We start from the raw sequence: 21,188 nt of genomic DNA on the forward strand, positions 1-21,188 counted from the left end.
ACGAAGGCCATCTTTCTTGGACGTGACCCCTCCAGACCCCCATGAACATGATGCCATGCGCTCCCCCTGGTCTGTGCCTGGTGCTGATTGGGTCCAGTTGCACGAATATGGAGACGATCTCTTCTTCTGTTTCTCCCAGGATGGCAGGGTTCTTCATCTCAATCGTGCGGCCAGGGAGGTGCTTGGGTATGGTGAGGGGGGGCAGATCCCTGCAACTGTTGATGCGCTTGTCGCCCCTTCAGATCGTACATGCCTCTCCAGACTCCTGGTGCAGGCGGCAGAGGGGGAAAGTCCTGGTGAGGTCGAGGTGTCTCTTCTGGGTGCGGGGGGAGGGGAGGTCTTGGTCTCTGGCGGTCTTCTCTGCTGCGGCAATGGGCACGATGTGGCTGTCATCGGATTATTTTCCCTGATCCAGGAGGACCACCAGGGTGAACGTGTCTTCAGGGAGATGTTTTACACCAGTCCCACGGCTATGGCCGTAACCAGTGCAGGGGACGGCAGGTGTGTTATGGTTAACAGGGCGTTTTCCACCCTGCTTGGATGCGGTTCTCCGGAAGTTCTGGGAAAGACCCCAGAAAAATTGGGGATCTGGACTGATCCTGATGATTATTTCCCATTGGTCCGCGGGCTGGGGGGGTCGGGGTCATTCAGGGAGATGGGGGTGCGCCTCCTGCACAGGGACGGCACCGCGCTGGAGTGTATCGTCACCGCACGGGGTTTGATGCTGGGGGGCCTGCCCCACAATCTCCTGGTCATCCGCACAACCGACCAGGCCCGGTTCCATGCCATCCTCAACAGGGTTAATGATGCTGTCGTCCTCCATGAGATCGAGGAGGATGGTCTCCCAGGCCGGATCGTTGATCTCAATGAGAGGGCCTGTTCCCTGTTTGGATCTTCGTGGGAAGATCTCACCGGTCGGCCCTTCAAGGATTTCCTCCTGGTATCAGAAGAGGAAAAAGTCCTTTCAATCGTTCGCGCCCTCAGGGACGAGCGACGGGTCACCGCCGAGGTCATGGTCCTCAGGGAAGATGGAAGAGAGGTGCCTGTCGAGGTCAGTGCTCACCTGTATAAACAGAACGGGTCAGAGGTCGTCCTCTCGGTGATGCGCGACATCAGCGAGCGGGTCGAGAATGAGAAGAAGATCAGGGAGGCAAACCAGCGGTTCAACCTCCTCCTTGACACGCTTCCGGAACTCGTGTACTTCAAGGACCGCGAGAAAAGGCACCTTGTCGTGAACAATGCCCTTGCTGAGATGGCAGGGATACCAAAAGAAGAGATCGTCGGGAGGACGAGTGCGGAGTTTCTCCCCCCTGCATTTGCCGTCCAGTGTGACCTGACCGACACTCGACTCCTGAGAGAACGGACAATCGTCGCTTCGCGTGAGTCGGTGGAGAGTGAGGGGGGGAGTGTTTTTACCTTTGATACCACCAAAATCCCGGTCCTTGATGAACATGGGGAGGTCGGGTACTTTGTCGGGGTCAGCAGGGATATCACTGAACAGAAAAGGGCCGAAGAAGCTCTCCGTACCTCTGAAGCAAAATACCGGATGCTCTTTGAGACGGCGAGCGACGCGATCTCCATCTTCGACCGCGAAGGGCGCTTCCTTGAGGCGAACAGGGTGACGTGTGAACGTCTGGGCTACTCAAGGGACGAACTGCTCACGATGAACAGGGCCGAGATCAACACCCCTGTTCACCGGGAGAGGATCGCCGGGCGGATCCGCACTCTCTTTGAGAACGGCCAGGTCATCTATGAGACCGATCATCTCGCCCGGGATGGTCGGGTGATCCCGACCGAGGTGAACTGGCATCTCATCGAGTACGAGGGCCGGCCTGCGGTCCTCTCAATTGCACGAGATATCACCGAGCGCAGGAGACTGGAGGAGGAACTCAGGCGGTCGGTGGAGACCTACCAGACGATCTTTGAGAACACTGGTACGGCGATGGTCCTGGTCGATGAGGACACCACATTTGTCCTGGTCAACTCGGAGATGGAACGGATCTTTGGCTACCGGAGAGATGAGCTTGAGGGTCGGATGCAGTGGACCGACCTGGTCGTGCAGGAAGACCTGGAAAAGATGCAGGAATACCACACCAGGAGGAGAAAAGCGTGGATGTCGGTCCCCAGGAGGTACGAGTGCACCGCGATTGCCAGGGACGGCCGTCATCTCTGTCTTCTCCTGACCGTCTCCCTGGTCCCCGGGACAGAGCAGAGCATTGCCTCGGTGATCGACATCACTGAGCGGAATAAGGTAGCAGAGGCGTTCAAAGAGCGGGAAGAGCGTCTCCGTCTCGTTATAAATGGAGCAAATCTCGGGGTATGGGATTGGGATATGGTGTCAGGGCACCTTGTCCTGAACGAGAGATGGGCCGGGATGCTCGGGTATTCGCTCTCAGAAGTGGGGTCGGTCTCTGCAGCATGGGACGCAATGATCCACCCTGATGATTCCCCTAAGGCCCGCTCGGCCCTTGCTTCTTATCTTGTAGGGGAGACCCTTCAGTATCATGTCGAATATCGGATGCAGGCAAAGGACGGGCACTGGGTCTGGATGCTCTCGGTCGGCGAGGTGGTGGCCTGGGACGCGACTGGGAAGCCGATACGGATGGTCGGGATCAACCAGGACATTACCGACTTCAAGTTGAGCCAGGGGGCCTTGAAGGAGGCGAACAAGAAACTGACGATCCTTTCGAGCGTCACCCGCCATGATATCCTCAACCAGGTGCAGGGGCTGCTCTGGTTCTCGTCGGAGATCGAGGGGCGGACTGATAAATATCCCGGACTCTGCGACGCGGCGCGCCGGATCGGGCGCATCGCCGAGATGATCCAGTACCAGATCTCGTTCACCCGCGACTATGAGGAGATGGGGGTGAAATCGCCGGAATGGCAGCAGGTCGAGGCGATCGCACGAGGGGCGGCCCTGGCGGCTCTTCCGGCGGGAGTGCACCTGAAAGTGAAGACCGCGGACCTGGAGGTCTATGCCGATTCCATGCTTCGCAAGGTCTTTTACAACCTCTTTGAGAATGCGGTGAGGCATGGCGGGGGGATCACGAGGGTCATAGTCTTGTTCAGGAAAGGAGGAGGGAAGGGGACTCTTGTCATCGAAGACGATGGGGTTGGGGTTCCTGAGGAGAAGAAACCCTATATCTTCAAGCGCGGCTATGGGCAACACACAGGGTTCGGGCTCTTCCTGGTCCGCGAGATCCTTGAGATCACCGGGATGACGATCCAGGAGACGGGTGTCGAGGGAAAAGGCGCCAGGTTCGAGATCACTCTCCCTGGGGGCGTCTACCGGTGCGGCGAAGGAGGACAGGAATAAACCCCGGGCAAAAAAAGGGCGAGATCGGGCACTGGTTGGTGCTTAGTGGATTACCTTCTTGATCTGTACCCATTCCTCTGCAGAAAGGTGCTCTTTACCGTGCGCCTCGCGGGCGTGATCGGCGATCTGCTGTTCGAGGTCAAATTCATTCTCAGCTCTGGTCTCGAAATCACATTTCATCCCGATGTCTTTGCACTTAAACGACGGCATGGCCATCACCGGAGGGGGGATATATCGACCTGGTATATATGATGATCCTATCCGATCGGTCAGGGCAATCTCCTCGCTTTTTCGATGTGATGTTTTCTTAGATGTCCCCTGAGCACTGGAACAGAGATCCTGGACCCCCGGGAAATCGAAGATCTTCCTGAAAAGGAGTTTTTGCAACCACAAGAAATACGAAATGGCGACAATCTTCAAAGCACCGCCTGGGTGAGTGGTGGGAGGGTATGTTGTTCTGAGGTGTCGCTCCCTGAATCGGTGAGGGACTCTCCAGAGCCGAAAGGAGAGAAAAACGGGTGAAACGCCTTCTGAGGCACAGTATCCTGTGTGAAGAGGGGTATGAATTCTTACAGGGATCTATGTCTTCTGGTGGCAGGGGGCGTGCTGCCCCTGGTCTCCCTGCCATATGATAGGTCGAGGACGGCAACCCCTTCTTCATGGTCATTGGTTCTGCCGTCCCGGCCCTCTCTTCCTTCCTGGGTGCGGGCGGCACTCGCTCCGGCATGGGGGTGGGGGAAGGTGGATGGTTTGCACTTGCGCCCGGGAAAGATGAGGGATTTTACAAAGTCTAATTTTTAATTCTGAGTTCTAAAAACATGATTGACCCGATTATTATGGCGTTGTAGATACTTCCGCCAGTTCTGAGTATGAGTGTGATGCACCCGCTTTCCCACCCTTCGTGCTGGGGACGAGTGCCTCCCAGGTCCCAGGGAGCACGATGGGGCAGGGAAAGCAGAATAGATGAATATGACATTTTTCCATGAAAATGATCCTTAATGTCATCTTTCCGGGTTTTCATAATGGTTTGAATCCACCACACCCCTTCTTGACCGATACGCCGATTTCGGATACATCTCCCGAATGATCGGGCCTCTGTCTTCCCGTCCCTATCGCCATCCCGGTGCGGGGGGTGCGGGAAGGGATGTCTACCTGATCGGCCGCCCTCATCGCAGACTCTTTACTGTTGTCTCGCGCCGGGGGGTGCACCCCAGAACCCCTCCCACACGACGAGAAGAGGTCGGTGCGGGGTTCTCCCTGTGGTGTCCCGCTCTAAAGGGGGGCACGGGTCCACACGCCCTGGAGACCCATGATCATGTTCATCCCATATGCGTGAACCAGGGGTTCATGCCCGATTCTATAGAGTCATTATTATAATCATTTTAAAAACAGGGTCGGTAATGAGTGGGCCTGTCCGGGTTCGAACCGGAGATCTTCGCCGTGTAAGGGCGACGTCATAACCGACTAGACCACAAGCCCAGTGTTCATAAATGTTTCTCATTGGTCGGTATTAAACGTGTTGCTCCCTCGCTCTGTGCCGGTCATTTTAGAGAGTCTCACTTGTTCCTGGTATGAGCGTGCCTCACTCACCTTCATCTATCGTTCGTGGTAGGGGCAACACGTCCCCTCCAGGCGGGGCGCATCACCAGGAGGGTATCTCCAGGGACTTTTGTCGGTTATTTTTCGGCGATCTTTTCAAGCAGTCTTTTGATCGCCTGCAATTCCGCGACGACCGCCGCCTGCCCTGCCTCTCCATGGGCCGGCGCGATCTCTTTCTCCTCGCCTCCTGTTGCTGCCGCCACCGGCGGGCGTCCGCGCACCTGCGCCATGATCAGTTCTCGCAAGGGTTCTGGTTCCTCGATGCCCAGGATCCTGATCTCGGCCTGGGCCTGGGCCGAGTAGCCAGCAGTCTGGATACGGAGGTTGGAGATGCCAAAGATTCGCATCACCGGGCCCTGGATGATATCGACATTGGTGATCCGGTTGTACGGGACGATCCCGGTGCTCCTGAACCAGACTCCTCGCTTCCAGGTCATCTCAGTATCGGTGAGATGATAGACGATGCTCCGGTAGTAGAGGGGGATCCAGACGGCGACGAAGATGAGGAGGGCGAGCACCCCTCCACCGAAGAGGAGGGTGAGCCACTCTTCTCCGGCAAGGGAGACCGGGAGCACAATGAAGAGAGCACAGAGAACCCCTGTAAAGACAAGAGACAGGAAATAATATCTCTTGAACTGGGAGGCGGGTTTGAAATCTCTCCCTATGGTGACAGGGTCTGTCATATGCGATACTCCTCTCTATAATACAATAAAGGTATGCCGGGCTTTGTAGAACCCCTCTGGATGGAAATCTTCTGTGAGGGGCGTGGCGTCACCCGTCGAGATGGCTCTCTAGAGGAATTCTACAAAGCCGATATTGTGGCACTGCAGAACCCTTCACCTATTGTGGAAAGGGGGTGTGTCACCCGCCTTCCCATAGTCAAGAAAGTGGAGCATGTGATTGTACTCTCTTCTCTTTCGGGTCGTTTCCTCCTGGCCCTTGACAGGGAAAGATATTCACATGCTCGCTCTGGTCACGCCCGGCACCAGGACAGGACCAGAGATGGCACCCCTCTCCTGGGCCGCCATCTCCTCATAATGGACGCCTCATGAGTCGACCTGATGGTGTGCGGGTGAAGGTTCTTCCTGAACCAAACGATTTTATCCAGCAATGCGACACAGGACCGGCCATGCCAACTGAGGTGGAGGTGGTCCTTGCGGCCATCAAGGAGAGGCGGAGCATCAGGGCATATGAAGACCGCCCCCTCGACGAGGCGACGGTCACCGCGGTCATCGAGGCCGGGGTCCACGCCCCGACTGCCATGGGGCTTCAGCCCTGGCGGTTTATCGTCGTCAGGGACCGTGCGCTGATGAAACAGATCTCAGACTACTGCAAACCGGTCCTCCGCGGGATGCTGGAGGGGGCCACCGATGAGATGGCCGTGGTATTTCGAGCCCTCCTCTCGAGGGAAGATTTTGAGATCTTCTACGGTGCCCCGGTGCTCGTCCTGGTGCTTGGTGACGAGAAGAACCCGTACAGCACTCATGACTGCACCCTCTGTGCCGGCACCATGATGCTCGCCGCTCATGCGATGGGGATCGGGAGCTGCTGGATCGGGTCTGCCAGGCCGGTTGCGGGGAACACTGAACTGATGAAGAGACTGGGGGTGCCGTCCGGTTATGCGATCATCGCTCCGTTGATCTTTGGGTATCCAGGGGAGCGTCCAGAGATGCCGGTGCGGGCTGAGCCAATGATTACCTGGATTTGAGTAAAGGTCGCAGAAGATAGGAAGGATGATTGCTGTATCGCCTTTATGAAGATCATGGGCCGTTCGAGTGCGTGAGTTCCCACGATAGTGTTCAGGTCTTGTATGGGGGTTTTTGTCCGCCCCCATCGCCATCCCTGGAGTCAGGGTGGCACTCGCCCCCTGGACCCCCACGATGAGGAGGGGCGGGGGTGACGATGGAACAAAGTCCTCACCGATACTCCTGTCTGAAAAAAGATGATCCAGCAACAGAAAATGTTCATCTCGTATGGATGAGGTGTGATATCGTCTCATACCGAATTTTCCAAATGGCCTCTGAGAAAACGGCTCTGTAGAACCCCTCACCTCTTGTGTGGGTGAGACATGTGTCACCCGCCTTCCCGCCCCCTTTGGCCGGGGGCGCTGCCCCCCGGACCCCCGGGTCGGGAAAGCAGAATAGATGACTATAAAGAGAGTGCTGCCGTCTTCGACCTATCGTGTTGCGGGGGGTTCAGGGGGCGGCCAAGCTTTCTACAGAGCCGAGAAAACAAGTTTTTGATCTGGTATGGTCCGGATCCAGGGGTCGCTGGGATGGAGACGGCACCAGGGTATGTTCCTAGGTGGAGGCTAGGCTGTCCATGGACCCGGCGAAAATATGAGCGTCTTTACCGCGCGAAAAAAATATTACTGGAGCCCGAAGGACTGCAGGGTCACATCGGGGTTCACTTCGCCGACATGGTAGACCGCACCCTTGGAGAGCTCGTTGATGACCACTTCGGCCGGAGAGAAGAGGGAGGTGTCGATCTTGTAGAAGTCGTAGCCTGCCTCCTTGAAGATCTCGTTGAAAGGCTTGCCATAGCCCTTCGACTTGTTGGACGGGATCTTCTCGAGGTACTCGGTGATCTCAGGGGCGTCCATCGTCAGGTTGATCTGGCCGTGGTAGATGGTGGCATCATTGGTGACCCCCATGGCCAGCTTCGGGCCGCGGACCGGCGGGACCGGGGCGGTGCCCATGGCGGCGACGATCTTTTTCGTGTCAAAACCGAGTTCATTGAGTTTGTAGACCGCGGTCTCGACACACCTGCCGGCGACCTGGATCGAACCCACGATCGAGGAGGTCGGTGCGACGATCGCACAGGTGTTGGCGACGTCCACCTTGCAGGTGTCGGCGATGAACTGCATGACCTCGCCGTTCGGGAGATGGTCGCTCTCCAGGCAGATCACTGCAGACTCGCACTCGTCCTGGTAGTCGATCACTTCATAGGTGTGCTTGGGCTTGAGGGAAAGTGCTCGCGCAGGGCCTGACCCCATCGCGAAGTAGTTCCCGACCTTGACCGTCCAGCCCGCCTTCTGTGCGCCAAGGCACGCAATCGATGGGAAGTCGGTAGAGACCTCGATGAAAGGCATCGGGATCCCCTTGATCTGACCCATCGTGAAGTTCACGTCGCCGAGCCCGCCCATACAGATCTCGGTAAAGACCCGTCCGGCCTGATAGCCGCCAGGTACCGAAACACCGGCATCGACGATCCTGGCACCATTGTCCAGTTCGTGCGCCGCAACGTTGTACTCTTCTGGGTACTCGAAAATATCGTTGAAAATATCAAGGGCCTGTTCATTCACGCTCAGCATGGAATTATCACCGTTCACATAATGAACGAGGAGAGAATAGATAAGACTTGTCAATCGATCTCTCAGACCAGGAGTTCGAGGATGCGCCCTGGTTCATATCTCAGGGAGATGACCCGCGTTCGTCCTCTCCCCCGTCGGTACGTGAGGTTGATGAGGCGCATGGCATCGAGTTTCTTGATGATCTCGTAATACCTGGTGTAGCCGAGTTTCATATGCGTTTTTGCCTCTTCGTACACCCCTCCCGCGTTCATCTCCTCTTTTTCGTCAATCTCCTGACTCATCTCGGCGATGACCCGCACCAGATCTTTCTCTTCTTTTTTCAGGGTTCTGAGCGTGAAGGTAAGGTGGAGATATTTCGAGATCTTGTATGCCTGACAGATGTCGTCCTCCTCGACCTGCCGGCGTGCCGCCATCTCCGCGTTCAGGGTGGCACGCTTGAGGAGGTCGAGTCCCACCCGGAGGTCGCCGCTCTTCATCGTCTGTTCGACGACAAGGTCGAGCATTGAATCTGTGAGGGCTCCAGGGTATAGCCCGGTCATCACGCGCTCAGAAAGGATGTGGTGCACCTCGTCGGCGCTGTACGGGGGGAAGTAGATCTCGGTCGGCCTGAAGACCGAGAAGACCCTGGGGTCGACCTCGCGGGAGAGGTCGACATTCATGTCAGAGATGATCGAGATCACCCCGATCCTCGTGCCAGGGTAGGACTCGTGTGAGCGGAGGAGGGGGTAGAGGACCTTGTTGATCTCGTTCTCATACAGGAGATAATTTGCATCGTCGAGGGCGACGATCAGCACCTTCTCTTCTTTCAGGAGATGTTTTGCGACGGCGTTGAAGATCTGCTTGAACGAGGTGCCCGAGGCAGGAGGGTGACGCCCGGCAAGCTTCTGGTAGATCTGGGCGAAGACGGCGAACTTGGTGTTGTCGATCTGGCAGTTGATGTAGACCGGGACAAGTCTGCTCTCCTCCTCCTCCACCTGTGCGAAGAGTTTTCGGACGCTTGTCGTCTTCCCGGTACCAGGAAGGCCCCTGCAGATGGAGTTGAGTGGTCTGCCCCCTCTGAAACCGGGTTTGATCTGGAAGGCGAGTTCTCGCATCTGGGTCTCCCTGTGGTTGAACTGCTCTGGGACATAATCGATCTCAAAGACCTCGGGGTCCCGGAAGAGCGTCTCGTCCCACATGAGGAGATCCTTTTTCATCATCTATCCCTTGTTTCGTCTTTATTTATAGGCTTTAGATCTGCACATTTCCCGGGTATTCACTGGGGATGAGTCAGTTTGTCCATGCATCCCTTGCAGAGGGTTTTGTTCAGGAAGAGCTGGCTCATCTGTTTCTGGGTCTTCTGGACTGCCGCCCCACATTCCTCACAGACTGCCTCGTCTGCGGCCTGGGTCGGCGTCGGTTCTGCAGGTTTTTCTGGTGCAGGTTCTGCCCTCTCCGGTTCAGGGGAGGGTGCGGGTGCGGGCTCTGCGGGTTTTTCTGGTGCGGGTTCTGCCCTCACCGGTTCAGGGGAGGGTGCAGGTGCGGGTTCTCCCTGTTTTTCAGGGGCCTGTTCGGGGGCGACCTCTCTCTTCTCCTCTTCTTCGACTTCGATGGGCGGGACAAGCACGGTCTGTTCTTTCGTAGGGGCATGCGGTATGGGCTCTGCAGTCTCCTTTGTGGAGAAGACCCGACGGCGGTAGGCATCCACCCGTTCGGCAGTTGCGTCGTCGCCCCGGCCGAGCCGTCCCAGCATTTCGTCAAGGAACCCGGCAAGTTCGTCGGCGTCCTCCTGCGATTCCACCTCTCCGGCCACTTCAAGCCGGAGGTTCTCGTAGTTGTCAAGATTGACGGTGATCCCGAGTGTGAGCGTCTTCTTTCCAGGCATGGTTCTCACAGGAATATGGGTACTATATCTATATCAGTGTATATTCGTCAGTTAATTCCCTGGGCGACCCTGACATGTGCCCCGCAGTTTCTGGCATGGGTGAGGAGTGCTGTCCCTCCGGTCTCTTTCATCGCCTCGTCTGCGGCTCTGAGGACGTCCTGCATCCCGGTATCCCCGATCGCATAGACCGTCGGGCCAAACGAACTCAGACCAACCCCGGCAGCGCCGGCGTCCCTGAGGGTCGTGATCAGGTCGTGGATGAGGGGGGGCTGAAGACTGTGTTCACACCGCTTGAGCCCGAGCCCCTGGATTGTGTTCACTGCCGTCCCGAAGAGGTCGAGATCTTTTTCGACGAGGCCGGGCAGCATCTGCATCAGCACGGCATGGCAGAGCGCCTGTACCTCGTCGAGGGGGACCGGGCAGTGCTGCCGAAAAATATCCACTTCTCTCTTCCCGCTTGCACCTTCTGGGAGGGCAGGCGTGGCCAGGAGGACCTGCCAGTCCTCAGGGAAGGGATGCCTGAAGAGCACCGGTGCCGGCCTCACCCCGCCTGAGGCTGCAGAGGGCCTGAAGTCTGACTTCTCTCCTGAAGGACCGAAACGATGCCCGCCGTCAAGAATGAAGCCGCCTGACTCAAATGCCGCGGTCCCGATCCCCGACGTCCCGCCTCTCCCCGTGATCGCCGCGATCTCTCCTGTCTCCATGGGGCGGTAGAGGGCCGAGAGGGCGCGGGCGGTGGCAAGAGCGAGTTGGGTGCCGCTCCCAAGCCCGATGTGCCCGGGATAGGTATGGTGGAGCGTGATCTCGGCACCGCCCCTGACCCCGAGCGCGGCAAGGACTTTCTCTGCTGTTTTTTTCACACGTTTTGCACTCTCTTCATCTCCTTTCACCGAGAGTTCGCTCCCCTGTTTTGCCTCGATCACGATGGTCGGGTCCTCGACCGAGAGACCGATCCCGCCGTCGACTCGCCCTGAACTCCCGTTCATATCGATGAGGCCCATATGGATCCGTGCGGGGGCCTCCACGATCACGCGTGCCTCGTCGGTGAAGTGGCAGTACGGGAAGGTCTCCCTGATGGCGATGAGGGGTGCGCCCCCCGTGATGATCCGGTACCGACGGGAGAGCAGCGGTTCATGGCGGACGATCCCGAAGATATCGCTGATGCCGGTGCCGGCGCGGCATGCCTTCACGTCGTCGAGTTCGCGGCGCGCCTCGATCTGGTGTCTCTGCATGATCCGCCCGATCGGGATGTCGGCCCGCATGAGGTCGTCCTTGAATGAAGGTTCAAGCCTGGAGAGCGGGGTGTTTGACGATGCGTACATGAGAGGCTTCCCGCTCTCGCGCTCGTTCAAGGTCACGATACGGTGGTTGACCGGTTCTCCTGCACTGATGTCAAGAGACGCCGCCACACCTTCATCGGCGGGCACCACCTCCTGGGTGAGGGTGTGCACGCTCACCTCGCACCCCAGCACATTTTCAAGGAGGGTGGTCACCGACCCGTCGGTACCAAGAAGGATCTTCTGCATCGGCGAGAGGGTGCCGATATCCTTCTCCAATTTTCGGAGTTTTTTGGTGATGGCAAAAGATGTCATGGGTCTTCACCTGCTGTCCCTCACCTGGGGGGGCCGCATGGATGTCAGGGAAGAATAATACCCTGAAGCACTAATAGTGTATGATAACTCTCTCTTGAGCGCGGCAGATGATGAGAGTTACCCCCTCTGATTGATGATGATTGCAGGGTTCTGATGCCGCACACTTTCTCCTAAAGCATATCCCGTGGGTGTCTCTGCGCCCTTCTCTTCACCAGGGAGTTCAGTGATGATTTTTGAACGCCCCCGTAGAATTCCTGTGTTTGACCTCCGAGAGGTGACTGGAAGGAAGGTGATGACCGGACGCGTTGTTTGAAGATCAGAGATATTCTCATGATCGAGAAATCCTCTTTAAAACGTTGAATTGGCCTCCGGGCTCGTTCGTCGTCCTGGGGGGGGCTGTCGCACTTATTTCAGGCGCCGCTCTTCTCGTAACGCTGCTTAATATACTCCACAACGCCGATGAAAACAACCCCGACGATGAAGAATATTCCCCCTGCAGGGAGGAGGTCACCAGACATCGCCGCCTTCTCATAGAGCGTCCTGGTCGCCCCGAGCATCAACCCGGTGAGAAAGGCGATCATCACGGTATGATGGGTCTCCAGGAGATATTTCAGGGCCTTTATGAAGAGGAAAAGCCCGGTGACCGCACCGATGAGAAAGACGGAGATCTCAGGGAGGGAGAACGCCTTGATCGCGGCGAGCATGAACTCATACTGGTTGAGGACAAGCGTAATATAGGCGCCAGAGATCCCTGGGAGGACCATCGCGCAGATCGCCACCATGCCGGTCAGGAAGATCACGGGCAGGGAGTGACCGGGGTCGAGATGGCCAAGACCGGTGAGCAGGAATCCGGCGACCGCCCCGGTCACAAGAATGGCCAGACCTTTCATGCCAGGAGCGCGTATCCCCCGGAAGAGGACCACGGCTGAGGCGATGATCAGCCCGAGGAAGAAAGAATAGGTCTCGACACCATAATCACCGAGGAGGTACAGGATGATGCTCGACATCGCCAGGAAGGCGGTGGCGATCCCGGCACCAAGGACGACCAGGAACAGCAGATCGATTTTTTCGAGGTCGTCCCTGAAGGCGTCGAAGTCACCGTGCAGCACATGCTTCAGGGAACCTGGATCGATGGCCCCGATCGCCCTGATCAGCCGCTCGTAGATCCCGGTGATGAGAGCGATGGTACCTCCAGACACGCCCGGGATAATATCGCAGGCCCCCATCATCAGGCCGCGGACATATATCCCGACATGTTCCCATATCCCTTTGCGCATGCTCATACTCTCGTGGGGTTATGGTCTGCGGGCGATGAGTAATTAATGATTATGATGGGAGCCTGAGAGGGGCGGTATCCTGACTGGAAGAGGCGGGAGAAAGGGGCGCCGTCACCCATATTATCTCGCGCTGCCAATGGGATCATATATGTTTTCGATCGTCACGGGCGGCGCCGGGTTTATCGGCTCCCATCTGGTCGATACCCTGGTGGCACAGGGGGATCGTGTGCTGGTCATCGACAGCCTCCGCACCGGAGATCTCATAAATATCAGAGGCCATCTCGATGCCGGGAAGGTCGAGTACCTGCAGGCCGACCTGCTTGAGGACGGGTGGCAGGAACGTTTCAAAGGGGCGGACCGGGTCTACCACCTTGCTGCCGACCCCGACGTGCGGGGGAGCGCCGCCACTCCGACAGACGTATACGAGAACAATGTCACCGCCACGGTCCGTGTCCTTGACGCGATGCGGACGTACAGCGTCGGCGAGATCGTATTCACCTCCACCTCGACGGTCTATGGCGAAGCATCGGTTATCCCGACCCCTGAGGACTACAGCCCGATGGAACCGATCTCGGTCTATGCCGCGAGCAAACTGGCCGCCGAGGCGATGATCTCCTCTTATGCCCATACCTATGGCATGAAGGCATGGGTCTTCAGGTTCGCCAACATCATCGGGGAGAGGAGCAACCACGGCGTGATCTGGGACTTTGCCCACAAACTGAAAGAGAACCCGGCCGAACTCGAGATCCTCGGGGACGGGAAGCAGATCAAGTCGTACCTCCTGGTCTCAGAGTGCGTGGCGGCCGTCATCCATGCGGTCGGGGCCACGGACGAACCCTTCTCCTGTTTCAATATCGGGTCTGAAGACTGGGTCGACGTCACGACGATCGCCCGGATCGTCGCGGGCGAGATGGGGCTCTCTGATGTGGAGTTCAAGTACACCGGCGGCGACCGCGGCTGGGTCGGCGACGTCCCAAAGATGCAGCTTTCGGTTGAAAAACTCAAGGCGACAGGCTGGGGCGCCGGGACCGGGTCTGAGGAGGCGGTGCGGCAGGCAGCCCGCGCCCTGATCAAAGAACTCTGCTGAAGAACACAAAAGAGAAGGTCAAAGATGAAGTATATCGTCGTGCTGGGGGACGGGATGGCCGACGAGCCCCTTGAAGCACTCGGCGGCCAGACCCCCCTTGAATATGCAGATACGCCCAACATGGACCTCGTCGCAAGAGACGGACAATGCGGACTCTTGAAGACAGTACCTGATGGGTATGAGCCAGGAAGCGATGTCGCGAATCTCTCGGTCCTGGGTTATGACCCGCGGACCTGTTATACCGGTCGGGGCCCGCTGGAGGCGGCAAGTATGGGAGTCCCCCTGGGCTCCTCAGACTATGCCTACCGCTTCAACCTGGTCACACTCAAGGACGGGGTGATGGAGGACTTCAATGCCGGACATATCACAAGCGAGGAGGGCGCCGCCCTCATCACCTCCCTTGCCGTGCCTGGTGCCGAATTCCATCCTGGGGTCTCGTACCGCAACCTGATGGTCGTCCACGAGGGGGAGGGCTCTGAGACCACTCCGCCTCACGACATCGTCGGGCAGGAGGTCGCCCCGTACCTCCCGAAAGGCGGGGACGCTCCCCTTCTTGCGCAATGTATGCAGGCTGCAAAGGTGGCGTTTGCCGACCACCCGGTGAACCGCGCCCGTACGGCCGCAGGGAAACTCCCAGCCACGACGATCTGGCCATGGAGCGGCGGGAAGCGGCCGGCGATCCCTGACTTTACAGGGCGCTGGGGACTTGCAGGGGGGATGATCTCCGCGGTCGACCTCCTCAACGGGATCGCGACCTATGCCGGGATGGAGGTGGTCCATGTGCCGGGCGCCACCGGGTTCATCGATACCGACTATCAGGCGAAGGCGCGCTATGCCCTCAAGGCCATCGAGCACCTCGACTTCCTCTATATCCATGTGGAGGCACCCGACGAGGCCGGGCACATGGGCAGCGTCGAGGAGAAGGTGAAGGCGATCGAGGGAGTCGACGGGATGCTCGGCACGGTCCTCGATCACTTCGACGGGGCGCTCGCCCTCCTCCCCGATCACCCGACGCCGATCAGGATCAAGACCCACACCCGCGACCCGGTCCCCTTTGCGGTCCTGGGGCATGGCAGAGACGCCACCACAAAATACTCAGAGCGTGAGGCGGCAAAGGGGGCCTATGGCCTGCGCCCCTCGGCCGACCTCCTGCCCCTCCTCTTCGGGCGAAGAAGTGCGTAGAGTTTTTTGGGGGATCGAAGGCTCCCCTCTTGGTCGTCAGGTCAGTGGCCTGCTCACTCCTTGAGACCGTCTTAATGGTCTTCAGCCCTCTTTTTGCAACAGTGAGAGGGGGAAGATCGTGGAGAGAACCTTTGGTATTCGCATAGGACTTGTGAACATCTTTTTTTGTAAAAAAAAGGCTTTTTGGGGTTCTGTAGAAATCCTCTTGATCGTTTTCTTCTCCGGGGTGCGTGCCGCCCCCCGACCCCACCGTGCGAAGGTAGGCGGTAGACAGCATTACGCTCTTCATGGCGATTGAGTGTGCCTTCCCGGCCCTATCTTCATCCCTGGGGTCCGGGGGCTTTTGCCTCCTGGAAACCCACCGGAAGCCATTAAAATGGGTTTCTACAGAGTCGATCACTCACATCGTGAAGATCACTCCCCCACTACAGAACGTCGACACGAGGACTTCTCCAGAGTCCACAGGCCAGAAAACGTACTTGTGCAGGCAGGTGCAAAAGGTACAGGAAACACCATGTTTATCGGGATCGATCATGGCACGACGGCCATGCGCTTTGCCTCCGAGGAGGGGCATTTCAAGATCTCACGTGAGGCCGCGCGCGAGTTCTCAGTCCATGACTTCGAACGCCTCTGTCCCCTGGACGAGATCGAGGGGATCGCACTCTGTTACTCAATGGGTGACGGGATCTCGGCCTTCACTGATATCAGAAAGGTGACGCACCGCGGGGTCGTCTCGCAGGAAGGTGCGGGCAAACATATCGGCGGCGGGACGCGTGTCTTCGACGAAGTGGCCGCCAGCGGTCTTCCAGCCGTTGTGGTCCCTGGTATCCACCGCGGCTCCCCTACCGACCCGCGCTTTAAGGCATATTCGCACCAGACCAGCCCTGAAAAACTGGGAATCGCCTATGCGGTCTGTCGTGACCTGGGGAGGGACGTCGTGGTCTCAGATGTCTCTTCAAACACCGTGACCCTCCTGGTCTCGGATGAAAAAGTCGTCGGGGCCTTTGACGCCTGTGTCTTTGCGCCGGGTACGCAGCACGGGGCGCTGGACGTCGATGCCATCCGGCGGGTCGATGTCGGCCTCGAGACGGCGAACGAGGCCTTCCTCCACGCGGGCGTTGCCCACACCCTTCCTCCTGACGAGCAGGACCGCGCCCTTGCGATGTTTGCGGCGATGGAATGCGCTTCGATGCTTCTTCTCAACCCCCATGCGCGGGTGGCTCTTGCGGGATCGAAAGCGCCGGTGGTGGCAGACGAAGTGCGCGCCCTCCTCGGTCGCGAGGTGGCAGTCTATGATGAGTGGTGTGCCGCGCACGGACTTGCCGGGATTGCCAGGGCGGTTTTTACCGGAAATGCACCTGTTCTTGGACTTCCCCTGGACAGGTGAGGATATCTCCAGATCTCCTCTCTTTCCATAGATGCGCTCTCACGCAACTGGCTCATTCGATCGTATTCCCTCTCTTTTTGGGTATAATATGTCAGAAAATTTCCCGGATAGTACACAATACTGCCTCTGTCATGGGGTGTGTCGTCCTGGGAAAAGATCCCATATATATGGGTATTTTACACGATTTTGAGTCTGGGCGGGTTATTTCGTAAAGTTGATAGAAGATGATGATGATTTTTACTGGCACACTTATGTACACAGATGGTGCCTTCTGGCCAGACGGCTGCGTGCTGGCAAAATATTCTTATTTATTAATCATGATAAATTAGGTGGGGTATTCTGAGTGAGAGAGTTACGCATCCATGGCAGGGGTGGACAGGGGTCTGTCACTGCTGCCGAACTGATCGCCGTCGCCGCGTTTGAAGGCGGTGTCTACTCCCAGGCCTTCCCGTCCTTTGGCGTCGAACGGCGGGGAGCCCCGGTGCAGGCATTTGTTCGCTTCAATGATAGGAAAGTTCGCCTGCGCAGTGAGGTCTACGAACCCGACTATGTGATCGTGCAGGACAGCACCCTGGTCGGTGACGTGGACGTCTTTGGCGGGATGAGAGAGGGCGGGATCGCCCTGATCAACACAGAAAAGGAGCTCTCGGTTGATGTCCCCGAAGGGGTAAAGGTGATCGTGATCGACGCGACCGCGATCGCCCTCCAGCACCTCGGCGTGCCGATCACCAACACCACGCTCATCGGCGCCTTTGCCGCGGCCTCAGGTGAGATCGCCCTCCCGGCGCTTGAAAAGGCGTTGCGGGCTCGCTTCCCTGGAAAGCTCGGCGACAAGAACGTCGCAGCTGCTGAATATGCCTATAACCTCATCAAGGGTGAGGCCTGATGGCACTGAGAGTCGGGTGCGCCGCCCCCCCGGGCCGCGCTCATGACAACAAGACCGGGTCCTGGCGCGTCTTCAAGCCTGTCTTCAAATACGAACAGTGTGTGAAATGTGGGCTCTGTGAAGTCGTATGCCCCGAAGGGTGTGTGTATGAACGTGAAGACGGATACTATGTCGCGGACTACGACTACTGCAAGGGCTGTGGGCTCTGCGCTGAGGAATGTCCAGTGGATGACATCGAGATGGTCCAGGAGGAGAAGTAAACAATGATGGAAATTCTTGAAGGCTCCCACGCGGTCGCCGAGGCTGTGAAGCGTTGCCGCCCCCAGGTGATCGCCGCATATCCGATCACCCCCCAGACCCATATCGTCGAGGCGCTGGCCAGCATGGTTGCGGACTGCGACCTTGATGCCGACTATATCTGTGTTGAAAGTGAATTTTCCGCCCTCTCCGCCTGTCTTGGTGCAAGCGCTGCGGGTTCGAGGGTCTACTCCGCGACCACCTCCCAGGGACTGGCCCTGATGTTCGAGGTCTGCTTCAATGTGGCCGGGATGCGTCAACCGATCGTGATGACCATCGCCAACCGTGCGATGGGGGCGCCCCTCAACATCTGGAACGACCAGCAGGACTCGATCTCGCTGCGCGACGCGGGCTGGATGCAGTTCTATGCCGAGGACAACCAGGAGGCAAATGACCTCCACTATATCGCCTACAAGGTGGCTGAGAACCACGACGTCCTTCTGCCGGCGATGGTCTGCTTCGACGGGTTCATCCTGACCCATACCTACGAACCGGTGGACATCCCCACCCAGGAAGAGGTCGACGCATTCCTCCCGGCCTATCAGCCAGTGAACATCCTGGACGCCAAGAACCCGATGTCTCTTGGGATGTATGCGACTCCTGAGTATTACACAGAGTTCAGGTACGAGATCGAGGAGGCGATGAAGCGGGCACGGAAGGTCTTTGCTGAGGTCGGTGCCGAGTTCGGCGAGACCTTCGGGCGCGACTATTCAGGGTTGATCGAGGGCTACCGCCTCGAGGACGCGGATGTTGCGCTTGTGGCGATGGGTTCGATCTGCGGGACTGTCAAGGACGCGGTCGACGAGATGCGCGAGGACGGCAAGAAGGTCGGTCTCCTGAAGATCAGAAGTTTCAGGCCCTTCCCGTCTGAAGAAGTGAAGGCGGCCCTTGCCGGTGTCTCGACAGTGGCGGTTCTGGACAAGAACATCTCGATCGGGCAGAAGGGGGCGGTCGCCCTTGAGGTGAGGGACGCCCTCTACGGCAGCAGCGGGGCCGAGGTGCTCGACTACATCATCGCCCTGGGTGGACGTGACGTGAGAAAACGCGATATCAGAGCGGTCGTTGACCTTGCCGAGAAGGGGATCGGCGATCAGTTCTATGGACTGAGGACGGAGGTGCTCTAAATGGACCAGGAATCAGAACTCTTCCAGTGCGGTCACCGCGCCTGCGGCGGGTGTGGGCCTGCCCTGGCTGCAAAACTCATCCTGAAGGGCACGGGCCCGAACACGATCGTGGTGGCCTCGACTGGATGCATGGAGGTCTTCTCGACCCCGTACCCGGAGACAGCCTGGGGCGTGCCATGGATCCACTCACTCTTCGAGAATGCTGCGGCGGTGGCCTCGGGGATCGAGTCGTCCCTCAAGAAGCAGGGGCGCGACGAGAATGTCGTCTGTATCTGCGGTGACGGTGCCACCTTTGATATTGGGATGCTCTGCATCTCAGGGGCCTTTGAGCGGGGACACGATATCACCTATATCTGCTACGACAACGAGGCCTACATGAACACCGGGATCCAGCGTTCGGGTGCGACGCCGTACGACGCCAATACCACCACCACCCCGGTGGGGAAGTGCTCGACCGGGAACCCGCGGCCCAAGAAGGATCTGCCTGCCATCCTGAATTCTCATGGGGCAAGTTATGTGGCGACGGCCTCTATGGCCTACCCGAATGACCTGATCAGGAAGGTGAAGCGTGCAATGGAGATCCATGGCCCCAACTACATCCAGGTCCACACGCCTTGCTGCACGGGCTGGGGTTTTGATGGTTCGCAGACGATGAACATCGGTCGTCTTGCCGTCGAGACCGGGCTCTGGGTCAACTACGAGATGGTGAACGGTGAACTGGAGCATGTCAGGAAGGTCGGGAGCCGCAAATCGGTCGACGAGTATCTTCAGGTCCAGAAGCGGTTCCGTCATCTCTTCAGGCCCAAGAAGAACGAAGAAGAGATCGCCAAGATCCAGGCGATCGCCGATCATAACGCCGAAGTGTTTGGCGTCGACCGGAAATAATATCTTTTTTGATCAGGTAGAATTTTTTGGTTCTGAGTTCATCCCCAAACTCTCCAACCTTACCTTTACAGAATATAGCGATGGATGATGATTGAAAGATCCTCACCCTCTCGTAGCCTACCTAAAGAAACACCTATGGCCTTCCCGCACACTCGTGCCGGGGGCTCTTGCCCCCGGACACCCCCGGGATGGCGATAGGAGGAGGATGGCGTCTTTGTGATAATCACGAAAGAGGGATTACTGTCCTCCTCCCTATCTTCTGCGGGGGGCCCCGGGGGCGGCAGCGCCCCGGCGGAAGGAAGATACGCATTCAAAATTCATGGAAAGGAGTGTTTCAATTCAGGCCTCAGAGGGTTTTGGGATATGCTCTCTGTAAAATCGGACATGAAGCGAGGGCACGCTTCAAGCATACTGGATGAAAATTTCCCGTCGCTTGCTTTCTTCTCTCTTGGGCCGGTAAGGCAAAGGCTCGATCATTCAGGAGATCTCTCTGCAATCTGTGTATCAGTCCTGAAGAGGTTTGATAAACTCGGCTCTGTAGAAACTCTTTGGACAGTTCTCTCTGCGGGGGCTTGGCCGCTCCCCAAACCCCCCGCGAGCACGATTGGTTGTGGACTGCAACGCACTTGTTAGGGTTATCTATTCTGCCTTCCAGATCGCATCGTGATCTCGGGGGTCTGGGGGCGGCGCCCCCGGCCAAAGAGGTGGGAAGGCAGGTGACACACATCCCCCACACAATAGGTGAGGGTTTCTACAGAACTCACTTTTTCTTAGTTCGAGTATGATTCAACCGCCTTCCTTCATGCTCCCGGCAGGAGCGTGGGGGAGGGCAGGAGAGTGTTGGGATGACCTCCATGAAAATGATCCTGACGATGAACCCGGAAGTTTGTATGATGATTTCTCCTCACCGGGTTCCTCCAGACCTGATCTACGAACTCCAGAAATCCTCTCAGAATGATCAGCCCCCTCATCACCATATCTTCACCGTCGTCTCGCGCCTGAGGGGGTGCCGTCGGACCCCCACGGACGAAGATAACTGAGGGGCGGCAGTGAGGCGGCGATCTCACATAATGTCCTGTGCTGAAGGGGCGGGTACGGATCCACACGCCCTGGAGACCCGCGACCGTGTTCAATCGCGTATGCGTGAGCCGGGGGTTCATGATCGATTCTACAGAGCCCTACAAAGTTACATTGTCATCAAGTGCGCTTGAGGCCGCTCACCACATGCTAAATTCTACAGGGCCAATTGATGGAAGATGAAGACGGGGTGGGCTCGCCCCTCCGAGATCAGGGTTCATCTCCACCTGTGAGGCTTCACCGCCTGGTTCCTCTCCTCGCTCTATGACGGGTGGAGGGAGCGCTCCATCATCACCACTCAT

At 57.8% G+C, this 21,188-nt stretch carries 17 protein-coding genes and 1 tRNA gene; 10 read left to right on the forward strand and 8 right to left on the reverse strand.

Annotated elements, in window-relative coordinates; genetic code table 11:
- The first annotated feature begins 97 nt into the window (after positions 1-97).
- Positions 98-3,316 carry a PAS domain S-box protein gene (locus tag J2129_RS00595; protein WP_209628634.1) on the forward strand — a complete coding sequence of 1,073 codons (3,219 nt, stop codon included), beginning with the start codon at positions 98-100 and terminating at the stop codon, positions 3,314-3,316.
- A 42-nt stretch (positions 3,317-3,358) separates the two neighbouring features.
- Here the strand turns inward: J2129_RS00595 and J2129_RS00600 are convergent, their stop codons facing one another.
- The 3 genes from J2129_RS00600 to J2129_RS00610 form a co-directional block, all read right to left on the reverse strand.
- Positions 3,359-3,736 (reverse strand): DUF1059 domain-containing protein, encoded by a 378-nt coding sequence (locus J2129_RS00600; RefSeq protein ID WP_209628635.1) that lies wholly within the window; start codon positions 3,734-3,736, stop codon positions 3,359-3,361.
- Between the two features lie 985 nt (positions 3,737-4,721).
- Positions 4,722-4,795: transfer RNA gene (locus tag J2129_RS00605), tRNA-Val, on the reverse strand.
- A gap of 197 nt (positions 4,796-4,992) precedes the next feature.
- Positions 4,993-5,598 (reverse strand): PH domain-containing protein, encoded by a 606-nt coding sequence (locus tag J2129_RS00610; RefSeq protein WP_209628636.1) that lies wholly within the window; start codon positions 5,596-5,598, stop codon positions 4,993-4,995.
- Positions 5,599-5,631: 33 nt separating this feature from the next.
- On the opposite strand from J2129_RS00610, the gene J2129_RS00615 reads away from it, so the two are divergent.
- A complete protein-coding gene (locus J2129_RS00615) occupies positions 5,632-5,967 on the forward strand; it encodes a hypothetical protein (RefSeq protein WP_209628637.1) in 336 nt (111 codons plus the stop codon).
- Positions 5,964-6,623 (forward strand): nitroreductase family protein, encoded by a 660-nt coding sequence (locus J2129_RS00620; RefSeq protein ID WP_245320523.1) that lies wholly within the window; start codon positions 5,964-5,966, stop codon positions 6,621-6,623. Before J2129_RS00615 ends, J2129_RS00620 begins: the two co-directional genes overlap by 4 nt.
- A gap of 660 nt (positions 6,624-7,283) precedes the next feature.
- On the opposite strand, the gene mch is transcribed toward J2129_RS00620, so the two are convergent.
- From mch to J2129_RS00645, 5 genes are all read right to left on the reverse strand, one after another.
- The gene (mch, locus tag J2129_RS00625) at positions 7,284-8,228 is read right to left on the reverse strand and encodes a methenyltetrahydromethanopterin cyclohydrolase (RefSeq protein WP_209628638.1); all 945 of its coding nucleotides are present in this window, start codon (positions 8,226-8,228) and stop codon (positions 7,284-7,286) included.
- A 62-nt stretch (positions 8,229-8,290) separates the two neighbouring features.
- Positions 8,291-9,424 (reverse strand): ORC1-type DNA replication protein, encoded by a 1,134-nt coding sequence (locus J2129_RS00630; protein WP_209628640.1) that lies wholly within the window; start codon positions 9,422-9,424, stop codon positions 8,291-8,293.
- Between the two features lie 59 nt (positions 9,425-9,483).
- Entirely contained in the window at positions 9,484-10,092 is a 609-nt protein-coding gene (locus J2129_RS00635; protein ID WP_209628642.1) for a hypothetical protein, read from the reverse strand.
- A 47-nt stretch (positions 10,093-10,139) separates the two neighbouring features.
- Entirely contained in the window at positions 10,140-11,684 is a 1,545-nt protein-coding gene (locus tag J2129_RS00640) for a beta-ribofuranosylaminobenzene 5'-phosphate synthase (protein WP_209628644.1), read from the reverse strand.
- Positions 11,685-12,094: 410 nt separating this feature from the next.
- The gene (locus J2129_RS00645) at positions 12,095-12,961 is read right to left on the reverse strand and encodes a DUF368 domain-containing protein (protein WP_245320525.1); all 867 of its coding nucleotides are present in this window, start codon (positions 12,959-12,961) and stop codon (positions 12,095-12,097) included.
- Between the two features lie 148 nt (positions 12,962-13,109).
- On the opposite strand from J2129_RS00645, the gene J2129_RS00650 reads away from it, so the two are divergent.
- From J2129_RS00650 to J2129_RS00680, 7 genes are all read left to right on the forward strand, one after another.
- On the forward strand, positions 13,110-14,048 hold the full coding sequence (locus J2129_RS00650; RefSeq protein WP_209628648.1) for an NAD-dependent epimerase/dehydratase family protein: 939 nt from the start codon (positions 13,110-13,112) through the stop codon (positions 14,046-14,048).
- A gap of 24 nt (positions 14,049-14,072) precedes the next feature.
- Positions 14,073-15,230: a cofactor-independent phosphoglycerate mutase gene (locus J2129_RS00655; RefSeq protein ID WP_209628650.1), complete on the forward strand. Its 1,158-nt coding sequence runs from the start codon at positions 14,073-14,075 to the stop codon at positions 15,228-15,230.
- A gap of 514 nt (positions 15,231-15,744) precedes the next feature.
- Positions 15,745-16,617, forward strand: a complete 873-nt coding sequence (locus J2129_RS00660) for a methanogenesis marker 12 protein (protein ID WP_209628653.1) — start codon at positions 15,745-15,747, stop codon at positions 16,615-16,617.
- A gap of 343 nt (positions 16,618-16,960) precedes the next feature.
- Positions 16,961-17,503, forward strand: a complete 543-nt coding sequence (locus tag J2129_RS00665; RefSeq protein ID WP_209628654.1) for a pyruvate ferredoxin oxidoreductase subunit gamma — start codon at positions 16,961-16,963, stop codon at positions 17,501-17,503.
- Positions 17,503-17,763, forward strand: coding sequence for a pyruvate synthase subunit PorD (gene porD / locus J2129_RS00670; protein WP_209628656.1), 261 nt, complete (start codon positions 17,503-17,505; stop codon positions 17,761-17,763). Before J2129_RS00665 ends, porD begins: the two co-directional genes overlap by 1 nt.
- A 3-nt stretch (positions 17,764-17,766) precedes the next feature.
- Positions 17,767-18,924 carry a pyruvate synthase subunit PorA gene (gene porA / locus J2129_RS00675; RefSeq protein WP_209628658.1) on the forward strand — a complete coding sequence of 386 codons (1,158 nt, stop codon included), beginning with the start codon at positions 17,767-17,769 and terminating at the stop codon, positions 18,922-18,924.
- Entirely contained in the window at positions 18,925-19,809 is an 885-nt protein-coding gene (locus J2129_RS00680) for a thiamine pyrophosphate-dependent enzyme (protein WP_209628660.1), read from the forward strand.
- Positions 19,810-21,188 lie beyond the last annotated feature (1,379 nt).

Origin of the sequence: Methanofollis sp. W23 (genome assembly GCF_017875325.1) — an archaeon.
Classification (GTDB): Archaea; Halobacteriota; Methanomicrobia; order Methanomicrobiales; family Methanofollaceae; genus Methanofollis.